The organism is Candidatus Enterococcus avicola (assembly GCF_047470845.1).
GTDB lineage: Bacteria > Bacillota > Bacilli > Lactobacillales > Enterococcaceae > Enterococcus_D > Enterococcus_D casseliflavus.
In genome coordinates this window covers 138,302-160,012 of the sequence record NZ_JBLGTY010000002.1, presented here as the reverse complement: position 1 = coordinate 160,012, position 21,711 = coordinate 138,302, and the positions used below count along the sequence as shown (strand labels likewise).

Annotated in this window: 21 protein-coding genes; 4 read left to right on the top strand and 17 right to left on the bottom strand. The window is 44.8% G+C overall.

The features are described 5' to 3' along the window. Positions 1-175: 175 nt before the first annotated feature. The 8 genes from rlmN to ACI3E5_RS02830 form a co-directional block, all read right to left on the bottom strand. Positions 176-1,243: a dual-specificity RNA methyltransferase RlmN gene (gene rlmN, locus ACI3E5_RS02865; RefSeq protein WP_231435901.1), complete on the bottom strand. Its 1,068-nt coding sequence runs from the start codon at positions 1,241-1,243 to the stop codon at positions 176-178. Between the two features lie 300 nt (positions 1,244-1,543). Beyond that, positions 1,544-1,840 (bottom strand): hypothetical protein, encoded by a 297-nt coding sequence (locus ACI3E5_RS02860; protein ID WP_005227970.1) that lies wholly within the window; start codon positions 1,838-1,840, stop codon positions 1,544-1,546. 8 nt (positions 1,841-1,848) lie between these two features. Then, positions 1,849-2,220, bottom strand: a complete 372-nt coding sequence (locus ACI3E5_RS02855; protein ID WP_005227961.1) for a type II toxin-antitoxin system PemK/MazF family toxin — start codon at positions 2,218-2,220, stop codon at positions 1,849-1,851. A gap of 9 nt (positions 2,221-2,229) precedes the next feature. After that, on the bottom strand, positions 2,230-3,351 hold the full coding sequence (gene alr, locus ACI3E5_RS02850; protein ID WP_413132362.1) for an alanine racemase: 1,122 nt from the start codon (positions 3,349-3,351) through the stop codon (positions 2,230-2,232). Between the two features lie 122 nt (positions 3,352-3,473). Then, entirely contained in the window at positions 3,474-3,839 is a 366-nt protein-coding gene (gene acpS, locus ACI3E5_RS02845) for a holo-ACP synthase (protein ID WP_015510424.1), read from the bottom strand. A 202-nt stretch (positions 3,840-4,041) separates the two neighbouring features. Beyond that, entirely contained in the window at positions 4,042-5,565 is a 1,524-nt protein-coding gene (gene cshA / locus ACI3E5_RS02840; RefSeq protein ID WP_005227956.1) for a degradosome RNA helicase CshA, read from the bottom strand. A gap of 290 nt (positions 5,566-5,855) precedes the next feature. Next, positions 5,856-7,205, bottom strand: a complete 1,350-nt coding sequence (locus ACI3E5_RS02835) for a UDP-N-acetylmuramoyl-tripeptide--D-alanyl-D-alanine ligase (RefSeq protein WP_498820757.1) — start codon at positions 7,203-7,205, stop codon at positions 5,856-5,858. Positions 7,206-7,291: 86 nt separating this feature from the next. After that, positions 7,292-8,380 carry a D-alanine--D-alanine ligase gene (locus ACI3E5_RS02830; protein ID WP_498820756.1) on the bottom strand — a complete coding sequence of 363 codons (1,089 nt, stop codon included), beginning with the start codon at positions 8,378-8,380 and terminating at the stop codon, positions 7,292-7,294. Positions 8,381-8,562: 182 nt separating this feature from the next. Here ACI3E5_RS02830 and ACI3E5_RS02825 point away from each other — a divergent pair, with 182 nt between their 5' ends. Next, entirely contained in the window at positions 8,563-10,305 is a 1,743-nt protein-coding gene (locus ACI3E5_RS02825) for an ABC1 kinase family protein (protein WP_086295762.1), read from the top strand. 52 nt (positions 10,306-10,357) lie between these two features. On the opposite strand, the gene ACI3E5_RS02820 is transcribed toward ACI3E5_RS02825, so the two are convergent. The 6 genes from ACI3E5_RS02820 to ACI3E5_RS02795 all read right to left on the bottom strand — a co-directional run bounded on the left by ACI3E5_RS02820 (position 10,358) and on the right by ACI3E5_RS02795 (position 16,570). Then, the gene (locus ACI3E5_RS02820) at positions 10,358-10,810 is read right to left on the bottom strand and encodes a YaiI/YqxD family protein (protein WP_005227952.1); all 453 of its coding nucleotides are present in this window, start codon (positions 10,808-10,810) and stop codon (positions 10,358-10,360) included. Between the two features lie 167 nt (positions 10,811-10,977). Beyond that, positions 10,978-11,643, bottom strand: a complete 666-nt coding sequence (locus tag ACI3E5_RS02815; RefSeq protein WP_016609898.1) for an ABC transporter ATP-binding protein — start codon at positions 11,641-11,643, stop codon at positions 10,978-10,980. Positions 11,644-11,653: 10 nt separating this feature from the next. Further along, positions 11,654-13,138, bottom strand: coding sequence for an ABC transporter permease (locus tag ACI3E5_RS02810; RefSeq protein ID WP_142965597.1), 1,485 nt, complete (start codon positions 13,136-13,138; stop codon positions 11,654-11,656). Between the two features lie 170 nt (positions 13,139-13,308). After that, positions 13,309-15,165, bottom strand: coding sequence for a carbohydrate-binding domain-containing protein (locus ACI3E5_RS02805; protein WP_413132364.1), 1,857 nt, complete (start codon positions 15,163-15,165; stop codon positions 13,309-13,311). Between the two features lie 15 nt (positions 15,166-15,180). Further along, the gene (locus ACI3E5_RS02800) at positions 15,181-15,858 is read right to left on the bottom strand and encodes a DUF4956 domain-containing protein (RefSeq protein WP_005227945.1); all 678 of its coding nucleotides are present in this window, start codon (positions 15,856-15,858) and stop codon (positions 15,181-15,183) included. Further along, positions 15,848-16,570, bottom strand: coding sequence for a polyphosphate polymerase domain-containing protein (locus ACI3E5_RS02795; protein WP_015510432.1), 723 nt, complete (start codon positions 16,568-16,570; stop codon positions 15,848-15,850). Before ACI3E5_RS02795 ends, ACI3E5_RS02800 begins: the two co-directional genes overlap by 11 nt. A gap of 132 nt (positions 16,571-16,702) precedes the next feature. On the opposite strand from ACI3E5_RS02795, the gene ACI3E5_RS02790 reads away from it, so the two are divergent. Genes ACI3E5_RS02790 through ACI3E5_RS02780 form a run of 3 tightly spaced genes read left to right on the top strand, consistent with a single transcriptional unit; the run spans position 16,703 to position 19,184 of the window. Then, entirely contained in the window at positions 16,703-17,377 is a 675-nt protein-coding gene (locus ACI3E5_RS02790) for a response regulator transcription factor (RefSeq protein WP_498820755.1), read from the top strand. 3 nt (positions 17,378-17,380) lie between these two features. Beyond that, complete coding sequence (locus ACI3E5_RS02785; protein WP_005227932.1) at positions 17,381-18,697, top strand: sensor histidine kinase; 1,317 nt, start codon at positions 17,381-17,383, stop codon at positions 18,695-18,697. A 13-nt stretch (positions 18,698-18,710) separates the two neighbouring features. Further along, positions 18,711-19,184 (top strand): GNAT family N-acetyltransferase, encoded by a 474-nt coding sequence (locus ACI3E5_RS02780; RefSeq protein WP_005227930.1) that lies wholly within the window; start codon positions 18,711-18,713, stop codon positions 19,182-19,184. Between the two features lie 347 nt (positions 19,185-19,531). Here the strand turns inward: ACI3E5_RS02780 and udk are convergent, their stop codons facing one another. The 3 genes from udk to ACI3E5_RS02765 all read right to left on the bottom strand — a co-directional run bounded on the left by udk (position 19,532) and on the right by ACI3E5_RS02765 (position 21,653). After that, positions 19,532-20,155: a uridine kinase gene (gene udk / locus ACI3E5_RS02775; protein ID WP_005227927.1), complete on the bottom strand. Its 624-nt coding sequence runs from the start codon at positions 20,153-20,155 to the stop codon at positions 19,532-19,534. A gap of 83 nt (positions 20,156-20,238) precedes the next feature. Then, complete coding sequence (locus ACI3E5_RS02770) at positions 20,239-20,922, bottom strand: YjjG family noncanonical pyrimidine nucleotidase (protein WP_016609901.1); 684 nt, start codon at positions 20,920-20,922, stop codon at positions 20,239-20,241. Positions 20,923-20,936: 14 nt separating this feature from the next. Next, positions 20,937-21,653 carry a 16S rRNA pseudouridine(516) synthase gene (locus ACI3E5_RS02765; RefSeq protein WP_325816071.1) on the bottom strand — a complete coding sequence of 239 codons (717 nt, stop codon included), beginning with the start codon at positions 21,651-21,653 and terminating at the stop codon, positions 20,937-20,939. Positions 21,654-21,711: the final 58 nt, after the last annotated feature.

Here is a 21,711-nt window from a genome sequence, read left to right as displayed (position 1 = left end):
AGTTATTTTTAATGGATACCAGCTTTTAGTATAATCTATTTTTTTCTTGTAAAACAATGTTTTTTGAATTTTCTTTCGAGGAATACGCTTTCTTTAATGCGTTTTTTAATTACTTAGATAGTAAATAACAAAAAGAAGAACTGCGCTTGTGCAGTCCTTCTTTTGCTTTTTATGTTTAAGAAGCGGAGGCTTCTTTTTTCATTTGTTTGCTTCGCAGCTGTCCGCAAGCTGCGTCGATATCTGTCCCGTGTTCTTTACGAATCACGCAATTGATACCGTTTTTCTTTAAAATGTCATAAAAGGCTAACACATCAGCTTTTTTACTTCGAGCGTATTGGTCATGCTCACTTACTGGGTTATATGGGATCAAGTTGACGTATGACAATTTCTTTTTATCCTTCAATAAAGCTGCCAACTGACGGGCATGTTCTGGCCGGTCATTGACATGATCCAGCATGATGTACTCAAATGTGATACGACGATTGGTTTTTTCTAAATAATAGTCGACCGCTGCCATCAGCTTTTCAATCGGGAAACTCCGATTGATCCGCATCATGGAGGTTCTGACTTCGTTATTTGGGGCATGCAGCGAAATCGCTAGGTTCACTTGCAAGCCGTTCTCCGCAAACTCTCTAATTTTATGCGCTAAGCCGCTGGTTGACACAGTAATATGCCGCGCGCCGATCGCTAAGCCTTTCGGGTCATTGATGATCTGTAAGAAATGCATCACATTGTCATAGTTATCAAAGGGTTCGCCGATCCCCATGACCACCACGTGAGAGACTCGTTCCCCCTCATTGCGTTCATCAAAATAGTGTTGTACTAACATGATTTGAGCCACGATCTCGCCTGCCGTTAAGTCTCGTTGCTTCTTTAATAACCCACTGGCACAAAACGTACAGCCGATGTTGCAGCCGACTTGGGTCGTCACACAAACGGACATGCCATATTCTTGACGCATCAAGACCGTTTCAATCATGTGATTGTCTGGCAATTGGAATAAATACTTGACGGTTCCGTCACTGGCTTCTTGTACCACCATCTGTTTCAGGGGATTGATCACAAAGGCTGCCGACAGTTTCTCAATCAAAGGTTTCGGTAGGTTGGTCATTTCTTCAAAGCTGGTTACTCGTTTTTCATAGAGCCACTCCCACACTTGGTTGGCACGGAATTTCTTTTCTTTTTGTTCAGTTATCCACAAAGATAGATCTGATTTGGTAAGTCCATAAATCGATGGGTTCACTTTTTTCCCTCTTTTCAAACTAGTCGCTACATACTATAACTGAATTCTTTGTGAAAAGCAACCGTACATTGGCTGATCTTCAAAGCATTCTAGCCCCACGCTTTTGTGGTATTCCTCTTTTTTGAAGATGCTCTTTCTTCCATTCATTGAATCTTTGTCCATAGGAAACCTCTCACAAAGACCTGCATGAAAAAAACAAGCAGTGACAGAACCTGCTCCGATGTACGAAACAAAGCGGCTCTTTCCTGCTTGTTTTCATGAGGGGGCTGTTTCCTCGTGCGCGTTACTTTCATTACATGATCACATTTCAAAAGAAAGCACTCTGCCTTCTTTGGCGGTCAACATGCCCCGTTGCGGCGGCTGCAGTTGCAAATAAAGTTGTAGCGACATTTCTAGTATCAGCTCTTTGTCTCCCTGCTGAAAAACGCCGTAATAATGTGTCTGTTCCCGCTTTTCTTCATATGTATGACTCACAAGATAATATCCTTGTTCCATGGTTTCGTTGCGCTTTTTTGTTTCTGAAAGAAAACGGCGAATATGTTTATACGTAAAGAAACTCAATAAAATGACAACTGCTATTAATACTACATACCCCATTGACAGATTTACACCTCGATCGTTGATGTGGCAAAAGTCGGCTCAACACCAATACTGATCATCAAGGCAGCATCGACTTCACACATCACTTTATCGTCTAAGTGACAAACCTTTTCTTTCAAACGGCTTTTGTCGATCGTGCGAATCTGTTCCATCAAAATGACGGAGTCTTTGCCAATCCCTGTGCAGGAAGCGGAAATCCCAATATGCGTTGGTAATTTCGGCTTCGCCATTTTTGCCGTGATCGCCGCAATGATCACAGTGGGACTGAAGTGATTCCCTAAGTCATTTTGAATGATCAAGACTGGACGTATCCCGCCTTGCTCCGATCCAACCACTGGTGAAAGATCGGCAAAATAAATATCTCCCCTTTTTACCATAGGACCACCCTAACTTTTATATTCTCGCGGAACCCTTGCTGAAAGGGTACACGCTACTTCATAGTGAATCGTTTCTAACTGGTCTGCAACATCCTGCATCGTAATTTGTTCCCCATGATTCTCACCGATCAAGGTGACTGGTGTACCGACAGCAAATGCCCGCGGCAAACGAATCATCAATTGATCCATACACACTCGACCGACGATCTCACAACGCTCGCCTTCTACTAAGATCGAGAAGCCTTGCATTTTTCGTAACCAGCCGTCAGCATAACCGATAGGCACGGTGCCGATCCATTCCTGACGTGGAGTGATATATGTTTCACCATAGCCAATCCCCGCTCCTTTTTCAAGTAATTTCACTTGTATCAGTTCAGAAACGAGCGAAAGCGCAGGTTTTAAGGAAAATGGTTCGCTCAGCGCATGACCTGATGGGTTCAACCCATACATTGCGATTCCAAAACGGACCATATTTCCTACTGCTTCTTTGTGCCATAAAGAGGTTGCGCTATTGCCTGTATGTATATATGTCGGCAAATAGGGCAAAACAGTTAAGACTTCTTTAAAACGTTGATGCTGGGTTTCCCAATAGCTCGTGTCTGCTTGATCCGCTGTGGAGAAATGGGTAAAGATCCCTTCCCACTCAAAAGAGGGGTGATCTTCTAACCAAAGAACGGCTTGGCGCACTTCTTCGACAGTCAAAAAGCCGATTCTCCCCATACCAGTATCCACCTTAATATGCACTTTAAGCGGCTTATTTAGAGGGTTCTCCTCTAAATAAGCGCCTGCTTCTAGCAGCCAGTCCATCGAAGCGACTGGAAATGACAAATCATAGGTCGTCAGCAAGGCAATATCACACACGTTCACGACACCTAAGATCAAAATCGGGTCAGTGATCCTTGCTTCTCTCAATTCGATCGCTTCATCGATCGTCGCAACGCAAAAACCATCTGCGCCGCCTTCTTTGGCTGCAAGAGCGGTTTGAACCGCTCCGTGTCCGTAACCATTCGCTTTGACCACCGCAAAAAGAAATGTCTCGCTTGGTAAGTGAGCAATCTCATGTTTGATATTTTCGGTAATCGCAGTTGTATCAATTATCGCTTTCGTTGGTCTATGGTAAGCAACCACCATTTCCAGTTCCTTCTTTCTACTAGTGCTTGATCAGACGAACAAATTAAGTTGGTTTTATGTAGTCGGCTGTTCGTCCATGAAGTATCAAAGTCTTCTTGACTGACAGACTACTTCAACTTGGTTTATTCACTATCTAGTACTTCTAAAATAATTTGTGCAAAAGCAGTATCATTTGTATGGGTGATACTGACAAACGTTTTTTCTAAAGGATGCGGTGCTTTAGTAACGATCGGGGCACCGAATTCATTGGTCAAGACTTCAATATCATGAAAAGAAACTTTGCCGATCCCTGTCCCCCAAGCTTTCGAGAACGCTTCTTTGCAGGCATAGCGCCCGCCAAGGAACTCTACCTGACGTTTCAGCGGCAAGCGTGCAAATAATTTTGCTTCCTTCTCTGTTAAAATACGCGTTATAAACTGAGGTTTTTTTTCAATTAATTCTTTCATTCGAGGCAGCTCGACTGCATCGATCCCGATTCCTTTGATCATTCTTTTCTCTACCTTCACCTAAGATAGGGTTTTCCAAATTGGAAATACCCCTTGTTCAGCTAGTTACCATTCTACCAAAAAAATGGCGAATTACCATTCAAATCTGACGAGTTTATACGGAGATTAAGATTTTTAATCGTTCGTATTTGTTTTTTATATAAAAAAGACCTTGCAAGTTTCCTTACAAGGTCCACAAACTTAATTAGTCTTGGTTGTTTCTGATTACGAAACCGCGTTTTTTGTCGTTGCTGCGGCGATTGTTTTTACGGGCACCATCTTTTGAATAGTTGCCGCGGGCTTTATTGCCGTTGCCGCCGCCACGGTTCCCACCGTTTTCTTTGCGGTTACGATTGCCGTTGCTATTGTTGCTGCGACGACCATTTTTGTTGAATGATTTTTTCCCTTGAGGCAATGGACGCTCTGGTGTGATCTTCACTGGTGCTAAATCAGCAGGATCTTTTGCCATAGTTTTTAGAAGCAATGCTGCTAAATCTTGTGCAGAATAACGTTCTAATAGATCGTCGGCTGCTTGCAAGTATTTATCTAAGCCATTTTCATCCAATTTGGTTTCAACAGATTCGATTGCGGCACCTAATTGACCTTTGAACGCTTCTTTTTCGGTCGGTGGGCGCATTGGTGTCATCCGTTTTTTCGTTAAGTTTTCAATGACGTGCAGATAGCTCATTTCGTTTGGTGTAACGAAAGTCACAGACATTCCGCCTTTTCCAGCACGGCCAGTACGTCCGATCCGGTGAACATAGCTTTCAGGGTCTTGAGGGATATCGTAGTTGTAAACGTGTGTAACACCAGAGATATCTAATCCACGAGCTGCAACGTCTGTGGCAACTAAGATATCTAGTTGACCACTCTTGAATGAACGCAAAACGCTCATTCGTTTTTGTTGAGAAAGGTCTCCATGAATGCCTTCTGCTTTATAGCCGCGGGCTTCTAAGCCGCGCGCCAATTCATCGACACGACGTTTCGTACGACCGAAAACGATGGTCAATTCTGGCGTTTGCACATCCAATAAGCGAGTCATGATATCAAATTTTTCGTAGTCTTTTGAACGAACATAGTATTGATCGATCAAATCAGCAGTCATTTCTTTAGCTTTGATCTGTACATGTTCAGGCTCTTTCATGAATTTCACGCCGATGTTTTTGATTGCTGGCGGCATTGTTGCTGAAAATAGCAATGTTTGACGAACATCTGGTACTTGGCTGATGATTTTTTCAATATCTTCCAAGAAGCCCATGTTCAACATTTCATCCGCTTCATCTAATACAAGCGTTTCAACGGTGCCTAATTTCAAGGTGTGGCGGTTGATATGGTCTAACATACGACCTGGTGTACCAACTACGATGTGGGGACGATCTTTTAGTTGACGGATTTGACGGCCGATATCGGCTCCACCGTAAACTGCTTGTACACGAATTTTTTTGTCTTTACCAAGACGGTACAATTCTTCTTGGGTTTGGATCGCTAATTCACGGGTTGGGGCAATCACTAATCCTTGTAGTTGATGGTTCGTTGGGTCAATTTTTTCTAACATTGGCAAACCAAATGCGGCGGTTTTACCAGTACCGGTCTGTGCTTGACCGATCACGTCTTTGCCTGCTAAGGCTAATGGAATCGTTGCTTCTTGGATGGGTGTTGCTTCTTCAAAGCCGGCACGCTCAACAGAAGTCAATAATTCGTTGGATAATTCTAGATCTTTAAATTTCAAATGGATCCTCCTAGGCTGGTCATCTTTTCGATGCCTGTTTTTCTATCATCGAAGCGTAGGTTAGTTCTTCAGAAACACAAGAGTAGTCCCATTTACTCTTATCTTTCTCTCGGTACCGAAAAACCGCTTCACGAAGGCATTATAAAAGGCTAAAACAAGTGTTGTTTGTCTCAGCCATCATTTTATCTCAAAACGTCAATGTTTTTTACAGTAATCATTCTGTGCTTCATCTTTCGGCGTTAGATAAGTATAACACGCTTTGAAAGTTTCAGCAAGATTTCAACTCCCTTTTACATTCCTTTTAGTGCATCAACGACTTCACTCAGGCCCATGCCATTGCTGCCTTTGATCACTAGGCTATCGGAAGGTTCTAAAGTTTCTATTAAGGAGGCGATCAGCTGTGGTTTTTCATCGATCGCAAAATAGCGCACCTTGTCAGCAAGGGCAGTGTTCGCTAGTCGTTTTTGCAATGCCTGCATTTCTTTGCCATAAAGGAAAACTAGCAGGAACGAGTCATCCAAGTGTGCGGCCATCTGCTCATGCATTTGTGCAGAATCTGGTCCTAATTCAAGCATATCTGCCAATACGGCGATCCGTCGTCCTGCTAAGGGCAGTTTGCGGAAGCTATCCAATACAAGACCCATGGCCGTCGGATTGGCATTGTAAATATCACTCAAAATCGCTGCCCCATTACCAGCAGTCACCCATTGGGTACGATTTTTCGTCAATTGAAAATGCGCCAAGCCTTCCTTGATCGCTTCATCTGCTACACCAAAATGACGTCCTAACCCAATCGCGATCAAGGCATTTTTGACATTATAGCCGCCTAAGACCGGTAAGGTAAAGGTGGTACCTGCAACCGTAAAAATCGTTTGATCTTGCGATTCCTCCACGATGTCTCCTTGTAGATCTCCCTCAGTTAAGCCAAAAGTTTCAATGGACTGCGTTAAATTGGGAACAAAGGGCTCTAACAATGGTTCATCAGCTGGCATCATAAAGAAGCCGTCTTTTTTCAATCCTGCGGTGATCTCCATTTTCGCTTTGGCGATCCCTTCTCTGGACCCTAAGTTTTCAATGTGGGCTTCGCCAATCAACGTGATAGCGGCAGCGTCAGGTTCTGCTAAGCGCGAAAGGACTTCGATTTCACCTGCATGATCCATTCCCATTTCTAAAATCAACACTTGGGTATCTTCTGGCGCATGCAAGATAGTCAAAGGCACGCCTAGTTCATTGTTGTGGTTGCCTTGGGTTTTATAGGTCTGGTACTTTTGGGCCATGACCGCTTCCACCATATCTTTGGTGGTCGTTTTCCCGTTACTTCCAGTAATACCGATGATTTTCGGTGCAAGCTTTTCTTTATACGCTCGTGCCAATTGTTGAAAGGCTTTGACGGTATCCGTGACAGGAATCACAAGGATGTCTTGCGGCGGTTCGATCGTAGGGTGGCTCCACAGTGTGGCGATCGCACCATTGTCTTTGGCTTGTTGGGCAAATTCATGGCCGTCACGGGTCCCCGCTAAGGGAACAAAAAGACTGTTTTCTTTGATCAGACGGCTGTCGAATTCCACAGAGGCAAGTGGTGTTTCATTTTCGATTTGCTGACCAAATACGGCAGCGGCTTCTTTTACAGTAAAATTCATCAGGTTCGCTCCTTTTTCCTAAAAAAAGAAAGCACAAGATCGCTTCAAGTATTTTCCTTGAGTTGAGCTGGCTTTCTTCCTGCTATTTATTCTGCTTCGTTTTCTGCTTCTTTTTCTGTTGCTTCTACATTGGTCAAGAACGAACGTCTTTGATTGAAACGATTCATCCCTAATTGGATCAATTCTTCGATCAAATCCCCATAAGGCAAGCCGGTCTTCTCCCATAGCAGTGGGTACATGCTGAATTCAGTGAACCCTGGCATCGTGTTCAGCTCATTTAAAAAGAGCTCATTTTTATTGGTCAAAAAGAAATCACAACGGCTCAATCCGCTGCCGCCTAACATCGTATAGGCTTTTTTCGCAAACTCTTGAGCTTTGGCTTGTGTTTCTTCTGGAATTTGTGCAGGAATCTGCATCTCGATTCGGTTGTCAATGTATTTGGAATTGTAATCATAAAAGGCAACATCTTTTACGATTTCTCCCGGCATTGTGGTCCGAACGTCTTCGTTTCCAAGAACGGCTACTTCGATCTCACGGGCTTCGATTCCTTGTTCAACGATCGCTCGGGTATCGTAGCGATACGCTTCTTGTAGCGCATTTTGCAGTTCTTCACGGTTCTCGGCTTTCGAGATACCGACACTTGAGCCCATGTTGGCAGGTTTGACAAACATTGGATAAAGCAGACTGCCTTCACATTGATCGAAAATCTTTTTCGGATTTTCTTTCCACGCATTTTTCAAGACTGGTACATAGGGAACTTGCGGAATCCCCGCAGCTTGCAAGATGTACTTGGTCATGATTTTGTCCATCCCACAGGCACTAGTCAAGACACCGGCTCCGACATAAGGCATTTCGATGGTTTCTAAAAACCCTTGGATCGTGCCGTCTTCGCCATTTGGTCCGTGAAGTAAAGGAAAGACGATCGCGTCTTCTTCGTAGATTGCCCCAGGTGAAATTTCTTCCCCTTTGGTTTCTTCATTGGTCAATGCCAAAGTATCTGGAGACGTTGGTGCCTCAGTCAATAATGGGCCTTTTAACCAGCGTCCTTCTTTGGTGATCATTACTAATTGAACTTGGTAGTAATTATAATATACAGCATTAACAACTGAAAAAGCGGATAACAGTGATACCTCATGTTCTGCACTGCGTCCCCCGTATAATAAAATGATTTTCAAAAGAATTTCCTCCTGTATTCATTGATTCTACCAAACTAAGTCTTCCACATTTTAGCACAAAATCGACCAACCGGCATTAAATCTTGCAGAAATTTCTTTAAGCTTACACAGTCGTTAGTTGAATGTTTTTCATTTTGTCAGTACTATGAATATATCACGGCACGTTTAAAGAGGTGGGACCTATGACAGAACAAACCGCTCCTTCTAGAAAAGGACGATTAAAACAAATCGTTCAAGTCTTTTTGAAATACAAAGTCGTTCAAAATATCAGCAAACAGCAGCACCCCGAAATGGTGCGTCAAGCGTTTGAAGAATTAGGACCAACATTTATCAAAATCGGGCAGATGCTTTCGGTCCGCAATGATCTGCTTTCCAGCACCTTTGTCGATGAATTCAAGCAGCTGCAGGACAATGTCAAAAGCGATCCATTTCCCAAGGTCAAAGCACTGCTGGAAAAAGAACTGCAGCAGCCGCTAACGGAAGTTTTTTCCGCTTTTGATGAAATTCCAGTCGCCTCAGCTTCCATCGGACAAGCCCATCGAGCAAACTTGCTCAGCGGCAAAGAAGTGATCGTCAAAGTGCAGCATCCAGGGATCATTGCGGCAATTCAAGTGGATCTCGATCTTTTTGAAAAAGCCCTGCCGTTGGTTCGCGCAATTCCAGAAGCCAATGTGGTGGATTTAAAAAGCGTGCTAAGCGAAGTCCGACGATCCCTTGCCAATGAAACAAATTTTTTGCAAGAGATGAAAAACGCACAGGAATTCTACCGCAACAATCACCAAGACCCGCAGTTGGCATTGCCAAAAGTTTATCCCGAATGGTGTACCCAAAAAGTATTAGTCATGGATTACATGGCAGGTGAAAGCTTGAATTGCTTACTGACCCGCAAAAATCAAGACATCGTTTATGACAATCAGTCCGTTAAAGCAGTGAAAAAACAAGTGGGGACGCTATTAGTCGAAAACTTTATGAAACAAGTCTTTGAAGATGGCTTCTTTCACGCTGATCCGCATCCTGGCAATCTTTTCTTGCATGTCTTCACGGATCAAGCCAACCGCCCACAACCATTTCAAGTCAAGCAGCGCGTCGGTGTCCTCGGCGGGGTCGATTATTCGTTGAAATGGCAAGAAGAAGCTGTCATGCCGCCTTACCAAGTGATTTTCTTGGACTTTGGGATGATGGGTCATTTGGATCAGTCTTTACGCAGCCGTTTAGCCGATGCGTTGATTGCTCTTTATACCCAAGACACCCAAGAAGTCGGCAAAGCCGTCTTGCGGTTGTGCAACAGCAGCGGCAGTTCCTTTGACGAAGTCGCCTTCTACCAAGACCTGCAAAAATTTGTTGAAAACTACTATAATATGCCGCTAAAGGATATCGACTTGCAAAAAGTGATGGCGGAAGTCATCACGATCTGCCATGATAACCAACTGCAGATGCATCGAGACATCACCTTGCTGATCAAGGCTTTTGGTACCTTGGAAGGTGTGATCAAAGCCTTAGATCCCGAATTATCAATGATGGAAGTCACTCAGCCTTTTGCACAAAAATATTTCCTACAGCAGCTGAGTATTGAAGACGAGGTGAAAAAAAGCGCCTTGGCAACCGCAAAAAGCTTGCGGGCACTTAGCCATCTTCCCGATCGGACCTTGGCTGTCTTAGACACTTTTGCGACTGGTAAACACCGATTGAATCTAGAGATCCGCGAACAAAAACAGCTATTGGACCGCTTTGATCAGATGGTCAATCGACTGGTGATCGGTATTATTCTAGCTGCGGTCATCCTTGGCTCTTCCTTATTGGTGGTCGCCAGCCCGCAACAAGGAGCCTTCGTCCATCAGATGGGAATCTTCGGATATACCTTAGCATTTTTCGCGATCGTGGCTTTAGTCAGCAAATACTTCTATGATCGTTTTCGCAAGAAATAAATAAGCACCTTCAATTCCCGTGGTTCATGCAGAAGCTGGGTCTTGAGGGTGCTTATTTTGCAAGGGTCTGTCGCAATTCATCTTCAAAGATTCGTTTGAAGGCTTCCCGATCCTCTTTCGTAAAAGGCTTCGGTCCTTTTGTGCGCTTGCCTGCTTTACGCATCTGCGCACCTAAGTAGCGTTGTCCGAGTAAAAAATCGATCGTTTCTGGCAAATACTCTGTGCCGTTATGGTGAAAAACCCGCGCTTTTTTGGGCAAGACTAACGAGGCTAAGCCATAATCTTGGGTGACGAGAAAATCGCCGGGTTCTATTTCCTTCACGATTTCATAATCCGCGCGATCCGAGCCTTTGTCGACATAGACAAAGTGAACGTGGGCAGGATAATCTTTGGTCGTATAATGATCGACACTGGTCACGATCACTACCGGCAGCTGATACTGCTGAGCCAGTTCAATCACTTCATTTTTCACTGGCGAACCGTCGCCGTCAATAAAAAGCCGCATCTGCTTGCTCCTCTCACAAATTTCTTCGTTTACAATTACTTCTATTGTAAGAGGAGCAAGGCGAAGATGCAAGCAGACTTTACAGCCGTTTCCTTGAGGATGCATTTAAAGCCTCAGGAAGAGCAACTGCCTCCGCCCTAATAACTAGCAGCTACCCTAAGCAAGGCTTATCCCTCAACTTTAGAAAATGCTCGCTCTTTTAGCTCATAAACGACATCGCAAGCCTTGGCTACTTCTTGTTCATGGGTCACTAAGATAATACATTTTTTTTGCTCATGAGCAATTTCTTGAAATAGTTTGACGATCTCTTTGGACGTCGTTTCATCCAAGTTTCCAGTCGGTTCATCGGCTACGATCAGCTCATGCTCACAGCACAATGCGCGAACGATCGCCACCCGCTGCTGCTGCCCACCCGATAATTGGGTCACTTTTTTCAGTGCCAGCTCTTCCGTGATGCCAACTTTGGCTAAGTTTGCTAAAGCGTAGGCCTTTTTATCGGCTTGCTGCGACTTCGCGATCGCCATCGCTGTCACCACATTGTCCAATGCCGACAGATAAGGCAATAGATTATAGGCTTGGAACACGATGGACACATCTTTGCGGCGGTACTCCCGCAGCCCGATTTTTGCTAACGTTTCTTCGTTGTAGAAAATCTTTCCTTCTTTCGGGGTATCTAGGCCTGTGATCAGCGACAGGAAGGTCGTTTTCCCCGATCCGCTGGAACCTAAGATCGCATACATCTTGCCAGGCTCGAAGGTCAAGTCAACGCCACGAAACAGGGCTTCTGCTTCGCTTTGATACCAATAGCCTAATTGTTCTGTTCGTAATGTCATGTCGTTCCTCCTAAGAAACCAAGATTTTTTTCGGGTTCAGCCGCAAAATGCCCGCCGACGAGAGTAAGATCGAGCCAAAGCTGATCCCTAGACCGAGTAATGCCAATAGACCAATTTGTTGAGGGGAAACGGTAATTTCTAAGGACTCCACTTCTGCTGATTGGGTGAAGGATGGGAAAGAACCGCCACGGTTGCCGCCCATTTGCGGCATCTCTCCGCCTCCAGGTCCAGCGTTTTCAGCAGCTGCCTGATCCGTCGTCGTTTCGGTTTGCTGTGCCAATAATTGCTCTCCGACGGCATTACCGACTAGATTACCGCTAGCGGCCGCGATCCCTAAAGCAAATACCATGCAGACAAAAATCTCTGTAAAAAACTGTAGGATCACTTTGGCTCGTGACTCGCCTAAAGAGAGCAATACGCCAATCTCATAGCGACGTTCCCGAATCGACATCATCACGATCAACGTCAAAATAATGATACCGGCAGCAGCAACTAAGACAATAATATTTTTGGCAAAGCTCGCGACATTATTCAACGGTGTCAACATCGATTGATACATCTGATCATTGGTTTGGATGCTGTAGGTTTCTGTATCGATCAACCCTTCTGCTTCTTCCACGAATGCCGTCATTTCAGACGGATCACTCAAGGTATAGGTTGCTGAATCAATGGTATCCTCATTGCCGCTCAACGTATTGGCAAGGGTATAAGAGGCAATGATCGTGTTGGCCGGGTTGAGAAAGTTAAACATTTGGCTCATGCTGTTGCCAACTTCACTCGTTTCATAGATTCCTTTGACCGTCACTTCTACTTCATTGTCCTCTGCATCAGTGATTGAAAATGTATCTCCGACCGCCAAATCATTCGCTTCAGCTAGTGAGGATTCAATCAAGACTTGGTTCGTACCTTCATCCTCAGAAGTAATCCCTTCTCCATCCGTGATCGTCGCTGTTCCTTCCGAAAAAGTCGTATATGCTGCACTGGATGATACGCCAGTGATTTGGAAATCACCTGTACTCATACTCCCACCAGGCATACCTCCTGGCATACCGCCCATTTGCCCCGACTCGCTGCTATCGGTTGCTTCTGACTCTGTCGAGGAGTCACTGCTAGAGATCGGTTCGATCCCGCTGACGGCATCAGCCGAGGTACTGACTTCAAAACTATATGAAGCAACCCCGTCTAAATCAGCGATTGCTTGGGCATCTGTGATCGCTACAGGTGTCGATTGAAAACTCCCTGGATCTGGACGTGTGCTCTGGTCATCGCTGTCAGATGAAGAACTTCTTTGCTGAAAAGCCTGCTCACGGTTGGCTTGCAACGTCACGGTTGCGCCGACACTTTTCTGAGCATTTTCAGTCGCTACTAGCGCTGCACTGCGAATCGTCAAACCCGCCAATACAAAAATCAAGATTGCAGAAAATACGGCGATCAGCAGCAGACTCCGGCCTTTTTTCGCCCATAAACTTTGGAGCCCTCGTTTCAAAAAATTCATCTTTGTTCCTCCTGAATGGCAAATTATTGTATTTCGACTATAAGAACCTTAGCTTAAATTGAACTTAAATCTTCCCCTGATTTTTCAAAACGTTGGAACAGACCGCAGCTGTCTTCTGCGATCTGCACGTTTTATTGATGACCCCCAGGGAATGATCGAGGAACCTTCAACTAACGGCCAAAGCCGCCGCCCATTTGATTGGTTGTCGCTGTCGCTCCTGATTGGGTCAAGTTGGCGATCGTTTCCGTGACGGGCAACGTTCCTAATTCCGTCCCATCACTAAGGGTCCCACCAGCATAATAACCAGAAACAGCTTGCGCATCATTCGTTCCCCCACTGACCAATGTATAGCTGCTATCCGTCAAATCTGGGCTAGAAAGAACCACATGTTGGTAGCTTTTACTTGGTGCATAGGACAAGATCGTCTGTCCTTGACTATCCTTTAAGGTCACAAGGGTCTCTGCTGCTTGGGTTTGATCGAAACTGATCCCGATCGACTGTTGACTTCCCCCACTGACATTCATGGCCATATCGGTCGTACCAGCAGCTAACAAGACACCGCCAGTGATTTCAAACGTCCCGTTATAATCCAAAGCGCCATTGCCACCGGTCGTTGGACCATTTACGATGACGACCCCATCACTCATAGTGACATTGCCGTTACTGTCCAGGCCATCCCCTTCGGCATCGACCACCAACGTCCCACCAGTGAGTGTGATTTGTTTGCTGTCATCTGCGGTATCGCCACCGCCAGGACCGCCACCAAAGCTGTCTTGCCCAAATTGGCCAGTGGTTTCCTCTGTATCACTGCCGCCACCGGCATTGATCCCGTCATCGCTAGCCACGACGTGTGTCGTACCACCAGCAATCGTGATCACACTTGCTTCTAGTCCTTCATAGGATTCTTCGATAGCAATCGTCCCATCGGAGATCGTCAATTCATTGTCCGCATGTATACCGTCGTCACCACTGTTGGCAGTGATCGTACCACCTGTGATGTTGATGGTATCGTTGGCATGCAGGCTATCATCTGCACTATCGATCGCAAAGGTACCGCTGCTGATGGTCATCACACCGCCAGCTTTCAATCCTTTGTAGCTTTCATCCGTCACTAGCGACTGACTTTGTGCCCCGTCAGCCGTTTTGATCGTGAGATCGGCTGATTGGATGCTTAAATTTGTTTCTGCTTGGATGCCATCACGCCCACTTTGGATCGTAAAGGTACCGCCATCGATCGCAACGTAGCCTTTTTCCGCATCTTCCGAATTATTCGCTTGGATGCCATCTCCTTCAGTGGTGTTCAGTGTGTAGTTCCCTGCCAAGATCGACACGGAATCTTTTCCTTTGATGGCATTGTTTTTCGCTGTGATCTCAATCGTGCCACCAGCTAAAACCAAATCATCTTTGCTGCGCAGCCCGTTGCTGTAATTTCCTGTGATCACCAACGTTCCATCACCGTTGATGGACAAATCTTCTTTACTATAAAAAGCGGCATCTGGTTCCGTCTCACCTTCCGCCAAGGTGTAGCTGCTGCCATCTATCAGAGTATTTGTCGTATCACTGGCTAAGGTCGTGATGACTTTTTCTGCTTGTTCGATGACGACTGCCGCCCCGTCTTCATTGGTGATCGTGACACCCGCAAAGATCAGATGGACTTTTTCTTCTTTATTGACGTTGACAACCAGTTGACCATTACTTAAGGAACCGCTGACGACATAGGTACCAGCTTGCGTGATCGTCACCGTTTGGTCTTCCACTGCAACGCCATCAACAGCCGTCGTATCGCCGTCATTCAATTCAAGTTGCGTGGCGGTCGCCTCATCGTAGGAGGCATCCACGTCTTCTTCTTCGTAACTGCCATAATAGTCCGTAGCATCATCAAGAGTCGTTGCAACGTTGGTCACTGCGGCAGAACCTGAAACAGCCGCTGCAGAACTGGAGCTGCTGCTCGTGCTACTACTATCGGTTTGCCCACAAGCGCCTAGGAGCAGCGATGAGAGTAAGAGCGGATAAATGAGTTTTTTCATAAGAGGTTCCTCCTTCTACAGCTCATCGCGGTTAGCGGTGAGCTTGCCTAAAACAACGGGTAAATTGCCATTACGAACCCGAACTTCATCAATGATTTGTTTTTCTTGCGCTTGGTCTTTTAACAGCAACTGATAACGCAACTCATATAAGCTCCCCATCGTGGTCGTTCGAACCGATGTCAGTTTGGCAGAATGCGTATATTTTTCAAAGAGATCATCGAATAGTTGCGGATAATCCAAATCTTCTGGAATCGTGACTTTCAGTTCTCGTTCACTCGTGGCTTGTCGATCGCCAAAGGGCACCGTGTATAAAAGGGTCAAGAAAAGCGCCACGATGATGGAAAAAATCACGACATAGCCGACATAGCCCATCCCAGTTGCCAGACCGATCCCCATCGACCAAAAGACGCTGGTAATCTCTCTAGACCCTCCTGGAACCGAGCGGAAACGAATCAAACTGAAGGCGCCTAAGATCGCCACACCTGTGCCAAGATTGCCGTTGACTAGCATGATCACGGATTGAACGAGGATCGGTAAGACCGCCAAGGTAATGACGAAGTTTTTTGTGTAGACATTGCGGATCATATGGATCGCCGCTACCAATATTCCTAAAAGCAATGAGGCGGCGATACAGATCAATAAGCTACGCCATTCCAAGGTGCTCGTATCGCCAGAAAACAGACTAGATAACATGTAACCATTCCTCCTTCTTGAACAAATGCCGTTGATACGTTTGAGCATATTTTGAAAAGCTACCTTTGCGGACGCTGTATTTGTTCAACAGCTCCACAAACCATAATGGATAAGCGCCGAGGGCTTTCACTTCCATCAACACCCCGATTTCAGGTGCTACCAGCGCCCCCTCACTGCCAGAACCGAACATAAGATCATAGGTGCGAAAGCGAATGTTTTGGTCGAATGTCACGCGAAATTCACTATCATCATCAATAAACAGCGACAAGCGATCATAGGCAATCAACACTTTCGGCAGCAAGTCTGGGTTTTGCTTAAATAGCCAGTGAATCTCTGCAGCGATTTGCGGTGCTTCTGCCATTGACGGCAAGACCCCGGTTTGCAACCAGCCGCAATAGTCAGCATAGGGCATCGGGACTCGGCGTTTGTAGACCACGCCATTGACTTTCTTTTTGATCTCTAAAAAAATCAACTGCTGCTCTGTCGGTATGCCATAGCTGCGGACCCGAAATTTTTCTTTGTATTTCGGTTTGTCCATCGAATGACGAATAAAGCGGTAATCGTGGGTATCGTAATACAAGGACATAATCGTGTGCTGCCCATATTCATCGATCGCCATTCTTTGCTGCAGCTCAGCAAGAAATGCAGGAAATTGCTCCTTGGCTATTAAATATTTTGTCTCTTTTCTTTGAAAGACTTTTTTCAATTTCATAAAAATGTTCCTCCCTTGAAATCCATGCACTGAATTTACGGCAGCTATCTTAAATGCAGCTTAAGGCAAAACAGTTTTTTTAAGCATTTTTTATGCTATTCGTGCTATTCTTATCCTTAAAGAGGTGGGAACATGATTAAACTATTAGTGATCGAAGATGACAAAACATTATCTGATAATATGAAAGAAATCGTCAGCGAGATCGGTGACGTCACACAAGCCTATGATGGCAGTGAAGGCTTATACGAGGCAGAAACGGGGATCTATGATTTGATTATTCTCGACTTGATGATGCCAGAGATGAACGGTTATGAGGTGCTTTCTGCCCTAAGAAAAAAAGGACTCCAAACACTCGTCCTGATTTTAACAGCCAAAGACGGCTTAGAAGACAAAGTGACCGGTTTTCAAAAAGGGGCAGATGATTATTTGACCAAGCCTTTTTATCGGGAAGAATTATTGATGCGGATCAAAGCGTTGCTAAAACGCTCCTTAGGTTTGTTCAATGAAAATACCTTGGAATATAACGGATTGCTGTGCAACCTTGGCACCAATGAGGTCAGTTACCAAGGGCAGCTTTTGCCGATCCAAGGGAAAGAATTTGAGCTGCTGCTTTATTTTCTACAAAATAGAAACATTATTTTGACTAAGGAACAGATTTTTGATCGCATCTGGGGATTTGATTCAGAAACGACCTTGACTGTCGTCGAAGTCTATATGAGCAATCTGCGGAAACACTTGCGCCAGACAGGGATCGACAAAGAGATCCGTACGTTGCGAAATGTCGGCTATATTATGCAAGGAGCCTAGTCTATGAATAAAGAACGCTCTAAGAGACAACGGCTGCACTCCTTTCTCCTAAATGTCAGTGCCTTTGCGTTGGTTTTCTTACTTTTAGGAACCATCGTCCTCCAATTGTTCAACCAATCGGCTTATCGGCAAACCGACATTTCTTTGGAACAAGCAGTCAAAGATACCCGCTTGATCCAAGCAGAGATCAGCGCTTCGCAATCCAATCTAGAGGTATTGCCACCAGATAGTGCCATGCCAAAGATCCCTGGGACCAATCGCTTCAATACCCAGTTGATTCTCTGGTCTGAAGACGGTGAGATATTAAACAAGCAGACCTTGGGCGGCCGCTTTTCACAACTGGCAAGTTTATCTTTAGATACAAGCCACTTAGACAGTATCACATCTTTTTCAGTGGTTGATCAGTCCTTGTCAGAGGAAGAAGAGACCCTTTTGTTTCGTTCGATCACCACCAAAGCACCAACAAATGATGCTGGTGTCGGCTATATCCAAGTCTTGGCGAACACTAACCAAATCAAAAATGCGATGAACAATTTCCAAACGATTTTGATTTTATCGATGATCTTTTTCTGGATTCTTTCGATCGGGATCAGCTATTTGCTTTCCAGCTTGAACATGCGCCCCATTTTAGCCTCCTGGAAAAAACAGCAGGAATTTGTCGAAAATGCATCCCATGAGCTGCGCACACCATTGACTATCATTCAAAACAGTCTGGAACGCCTGTTTACCAAGCCCAATCATACGATCATTGAAGAATCTGAAAGCATCGCCCAAGCGTTAGCGGAAACTCGGCGGCTGACTGGATTAACGGCAGATTTGCTGACGATCGCCCGCAGTGATTCCAATCAATTGCTTTTGACAAAAGAAACCATCGAGCTAGCTCCTTTTATCGATGACTTAGTCAAACCTTTCAAAGAAATTGCCGAATTGGATCAAAAACACTTTGTTGTCGAAAACTTTGCCAAAACGACCGCTTGCTTTGACCAAAAGAAAATCCATCAAGTCCTCGTGATCCTCCTAGATAATGCCTTAAAATATACCAGCAGTGGTGATAAAATCACCCTCTTATCGGAGATTTCTAACAAGCAATGGCTGATCGAGGTCAAAAACACAGGACCAGCCATTTCTGATGAAGAAAAAGCCCGTATCTTTGACCGCTTCTACCGCGAGGATCGTTCCCGCTCCAAAGAGACCGGCGGCTATGGTTTAGGCTTAGCGATCGCCAAGCAAATCGTTGAAGAGCACAAGGGACAAATCCAGGTCAAAGATTTGCAGCCACGAGGGGTTATTTTTCAGATTCGTTTACCTAAAGAAGGATAAAGGAGAAAAACAAATGCAGGTCATCACCCTTAAAGAACACCCTGACTACTTAGCAGAAGCCATTCGTTACTTCCAAAAACAGTGGGCTGGTCCCGACTCCCTCATGGTTTATGAGGATAGCCTGACCCATAGTTTTTCAGCAAATCCTTTGCCGCAATGGCTGCTGCTGGTCAACGAAGAAATCGCAGCAGACGGACGTTATCAAATCATCGGCTGCGGTGGCTTGATCCCCAACGACTTCATCAGTCGGATGGATTTGACCCCTTGGCTTTGCGCCTTGTATGTGGACCCTTTGTGGCGTGGCCAAGGCGGTGCCCGCCTTTTGATCGAAACAGCCAAGCAACGTGCTGCTGGAGCTGGCTTTGATTCTTTGTATCTATGTACGGATCTTTCTACTTTTTATGAGAAATTTGCTTTTGAACCGATCGGAACGGGCTACCATCCTTGGGGAGAGTCTTCCACCATCTATCGCTGTTCTCTCACCTAAATGAACAAAAAAAAGCTGTGAACAAAAATGTTCACAGCTTTCTTTACTCACAGTACTATTGCTAGTAGAATACCCTATCTCCACAAAAGGAATATTCCGACACCCTACAAATCCGGTAGGTTGCTTACGCGGTGTGCCTCTGCTATCAATCTGGTCAGCTAATGCTAGACCTTCTCGACTCGTCGCATGAGGATTACTTTACCATAAAATTAGTCGGAATACTACTGTTTTTTATAAAATTAAAACTGCTGATAAGCATTTCTCAAGAAAGAGTGCCTATCAGCAGTTTTTCATGAATCAATTGTTACTTTTCAAATAGAAACATTCCAATTGATGGATAAAAAAACTTAGGATAAGAAGGTCGCTACTTTGGTCGTAATCAAATCGATGGCTACGTGGTTTTCGCCGCCTTCTGGTACGATGACATCGGCATACCGTTTGGTCGGTTCGATGAATTGATGATACATCGGTTTTACCACCGTCAAGTATTGTTCGATCACAGAATCCAATGTCCGGCCACGTTCTTCCATGTCACGTTTGATTCGGCGAATGATTCGAATATCATCGTCTGTATCAACATAAAGTTTAATATCCATTAAATTACGCAATCGCTCATCTTCTAGAATCAAGATCCCTTCCAAGATAATGACTTCTTTGGGTTCTTGAATGATCGTTGCTTCGCTGCGGGTATGCGCGACATAATCATAGACGGGTTTTTCGATCGTTTGATATGCAAGCAGCTGTTGCAAGTGATCGATCAACAAATCAGTATCAAATGCAAAAGGATGGTCATAGTTGGTGTTCAACCGTTCTTCAAAGCTCAGATCACTTTGGTCTTTATAGTAGGAGTCTTGTTCAAGCATCATAATAGAATGATTGGGGAAATGATTAAAGATCGCCCGACTCACGCTTGTTTTTCCACTACCTGATCCACCTGTCACACCAATAATAATGGGCTTGCCATTCGTCATTCAATTAACCTCTTTCATCTTAAAAAATTCACACTGGTTCTATTATAGCGAAAATTCGGCAAATTACTACTGTTTCTGCAGAATCAGTGCTGCAATAAAGGAAGTAATTGCTGCAAACGTTCGATCTCATAAGTAGGCTGAATCTCACCACTGTTTTTTTTCTTTGGATTGAACCAAATCGTATCGATCCCTGCCAGTTGTCCGCCTAAGATATCTGAAGTCAGTGAATCGCCAATGATGACTGTCTCTTGTTTTTTAACGTTTGGTATGCGAGCAAACACATAGTCAAAATATTCTTTCATTGGTTTTTGATACCCTGTATCTTCTGAAACAAAAATATCACGGAAATACGGCTTTAATTTGGCATCTTCTAAGCGGCGATATTGGGTTTCAGAAACCCCGTTCGTCACCACGTATAGGTCAAAATGCTGCGCCAACTCCGCTAAGATCTCATCACTGTTGTCTAACAGTTTATGTCCTTCATTTAGAAATTCCCGATAGGCCAATTCAACTGCTGGACTATCGACCTGAATGCCTTGCGTTTCAAAAAACAAACCGAAACGCTCATTGATGACTTGGTCTCTCGTGATTTTCCCTTGCTCAAACTGCTGCCACAAATCATGATTGATCGTTTGATAGCTTTGTTTGCGCTCTGGGGTCATTTCCAAGCCATGAGCTTCAAATAGTGCTTTTAAGGCTTGATCTTCGGTGTCTTGAAAATCGAGGATCGTGTCATCGACATCAAATAATAATGTTTTATATTTCATTTTCTCCCTCTTTCTCAGCGGAAATGCGCCGCCAGTCCTTTTAATTCTTCTTGCGTCAGCGAGCGATAGCTGCCCACTGCTAAATCATCTGGTAGAACCAGCGAACCCATCGCTGTTCGTTTCAGCTGAATGACTTTTTTCCCTCGGGCTAAAAACATCTTTTTCACTTGATGGAACTTGCCTTCAGCAATTTCTAACGAAACAAAGGAACGAGCCGATCGGGCATCGATGATCGTTAGGGCAGCTGGTTTGCAAGTGACACCACCATGAAAGGTGATCCCTGTGGCAAATGCCGCCACATCTTCAGGAGTCACCAAGTCATTGACCACCACTTCATATCGCTTGGTCACCTTTTTCGTGGGATGCAGCAAGTCATAGCCTAACTGACCATTCGTCGTAACTAATACCAACCCTTCCGTGTTCCGATCCAATCGACCGACGGCATAAAGATCTGGGTGCTGGTCCTTTGGTGCAATCAAATCGATCACTGTCTGGTGCTGCTGATCAACATTCGCTGTAACAACACCATTGGGCTTGTTGACGATATAATAGCGTTCCTGCGTCTCCAACTGCCGACCCGCAACGATGATTTGATGGATGGCGCTATCGACATTGCGCTCAGGTCGCCCTTCAATCCTTTGATCCACGAGGACTTTTCCTTGCTGAAACAACCGTTTCATCTCTTTACGAGAAGTATTCAATTGTTGCTCGATCACTTTATCTAAACGCATAAATTTTTCTCCATAGTGGCTATTATAGCTCAGGATCTAGCGAAAGGAAACTGCCAGG

Excerpts from the sequence above, each read along its gene's own strand:
- alr (WP_413132362.1), bottom strand. The coding sequence starts at position 3,351 with ATGGTGGTTGCTTACCATAGACCAACGAAAGCGATAATTGATACAACT.
- ACI3E5_RS02810 (WP_142965597.1), bottom strand. The coding sequence starts at position 13,138 with ATGAATTTTTTGAAACGAGGGCTCCAAAGTTTATGGGCGAAAAAAGGC.
- ACI3E5_RS02825 (WP_086295762.1), top strand. The coding sequence starts at position 8,563 with ATGACAGAACAAACCGCTCCTTCTAGAAAAGGACGATTAAAACAAATC.
- ACI3E5_RS02820 (WP_005227952.1), bottom strand. The coding sequence starts at position 10,810 with ATGCGGCTTTTTATTGACGGCGACGGTTCGCCAGTGAAAAATGAAGTG.
- ACI3E5_RS02790 (WP_498820755.1), top strand. The coding sequence starts at position 16,703 with ATGATTAAACTATTAGTGATCGAAGATGACAAAACATTATCTGATAAT.
- ACI3E5_RS02835 (WP_498820757.1), bottom strand. The coding sequence starts at position 7,205 with ATGAATTTTACTGTAAAAGAAGCCGCTGCCGTATTTGGTCAGCAAATC.
- ACI3E5_RS02780 (WP_005227930.1), top strand. The coding sequence starts at position 18,711 with ATGCAGGTCATCACCCTTAAAGAACACCCTGACTACTTAGCAGAAGCC.
- ACI3E5_RS02795 (WP_015510432.1), bottom strand. The coding sequence starts at position 16,570 with ATGAAATTGAAAAAAGTCTTTCAAAGAAAAGAGACAAAATATTTAATA.
- ACI3E5_RS02860 (WP_005227970.1), bottom strand. The coding sequence starts at position 1,840 with ATGGGGTATGTAGTATTAATAGCAGTTGTCATTTTATTGAGTTTCTTT.
- ACI3E5_RS02800 (WP_005227945.1), bottom strand. The coding sequence starts at position 15,858 with ATGTTATCTAGTCTGTTTTCTGGCGATACGAGCACCTTGGAATGGCGT.
- ACI3E5_RS02770 (WP_016609901.1), bottom strand. The coding sequence starts at position 20,922 with ATGAAATATAAAACATTATTATTTGATGTCGATGACACGATCCTCGAT.
- ACI3E5_RS02805 (WP_413132364.1), bottom strand. The coding sequence starts at position 15,165 with ATGAAAAAACTCATTTATCCGCTCTTACTCTCATCGCTGCTCCTAGGC.
- udk (WP_005227927.1), bottom strand. The coding sequence starts at position 20,155 with ATGACGAATGGCAAGCCCATTATTATTGGTGTGACAGGTGGATCAGGT.
- ACI3E5_RS02765 (WP_325816071.1), bottom strand. The coding sequence starts at position 21,653 with ATGCGTTTAGATAAAGTGATCGAGCAACAATTGAATACTTCTCGTAAA.
- acpS (WP_015510424.1), bottom strand. The coding sequence starts at position 3,839 with ATGATCAAAGGAATCGGGATCGATGCAGTCGAGCTGCCTCGAATGAAA.
- ACI3E5_RS02815 (WP_016609898.1), bottom strand. The coding sequence starts at position 11,643 with ATGACATTACGAACAGAACAATTAGGCTATTGGTATCAAAGCGAAGCA.
- ACI3E5_RS02785 (WP_005227932.1), top strand. The coding sequence starts at position 17,381 with ATGAATAAAGAACGCTCTAAGAGACAACGGCTGCACTCCTTTCTCCTA.
- ACI3E5_RS02855 (WP_005227961.1), bottom strand. The coding sequence starts at position 2,220 with ATGGTAAAAAGGGGAGATATTTATTTTGCCGATCTTTCACCAGTGGTT.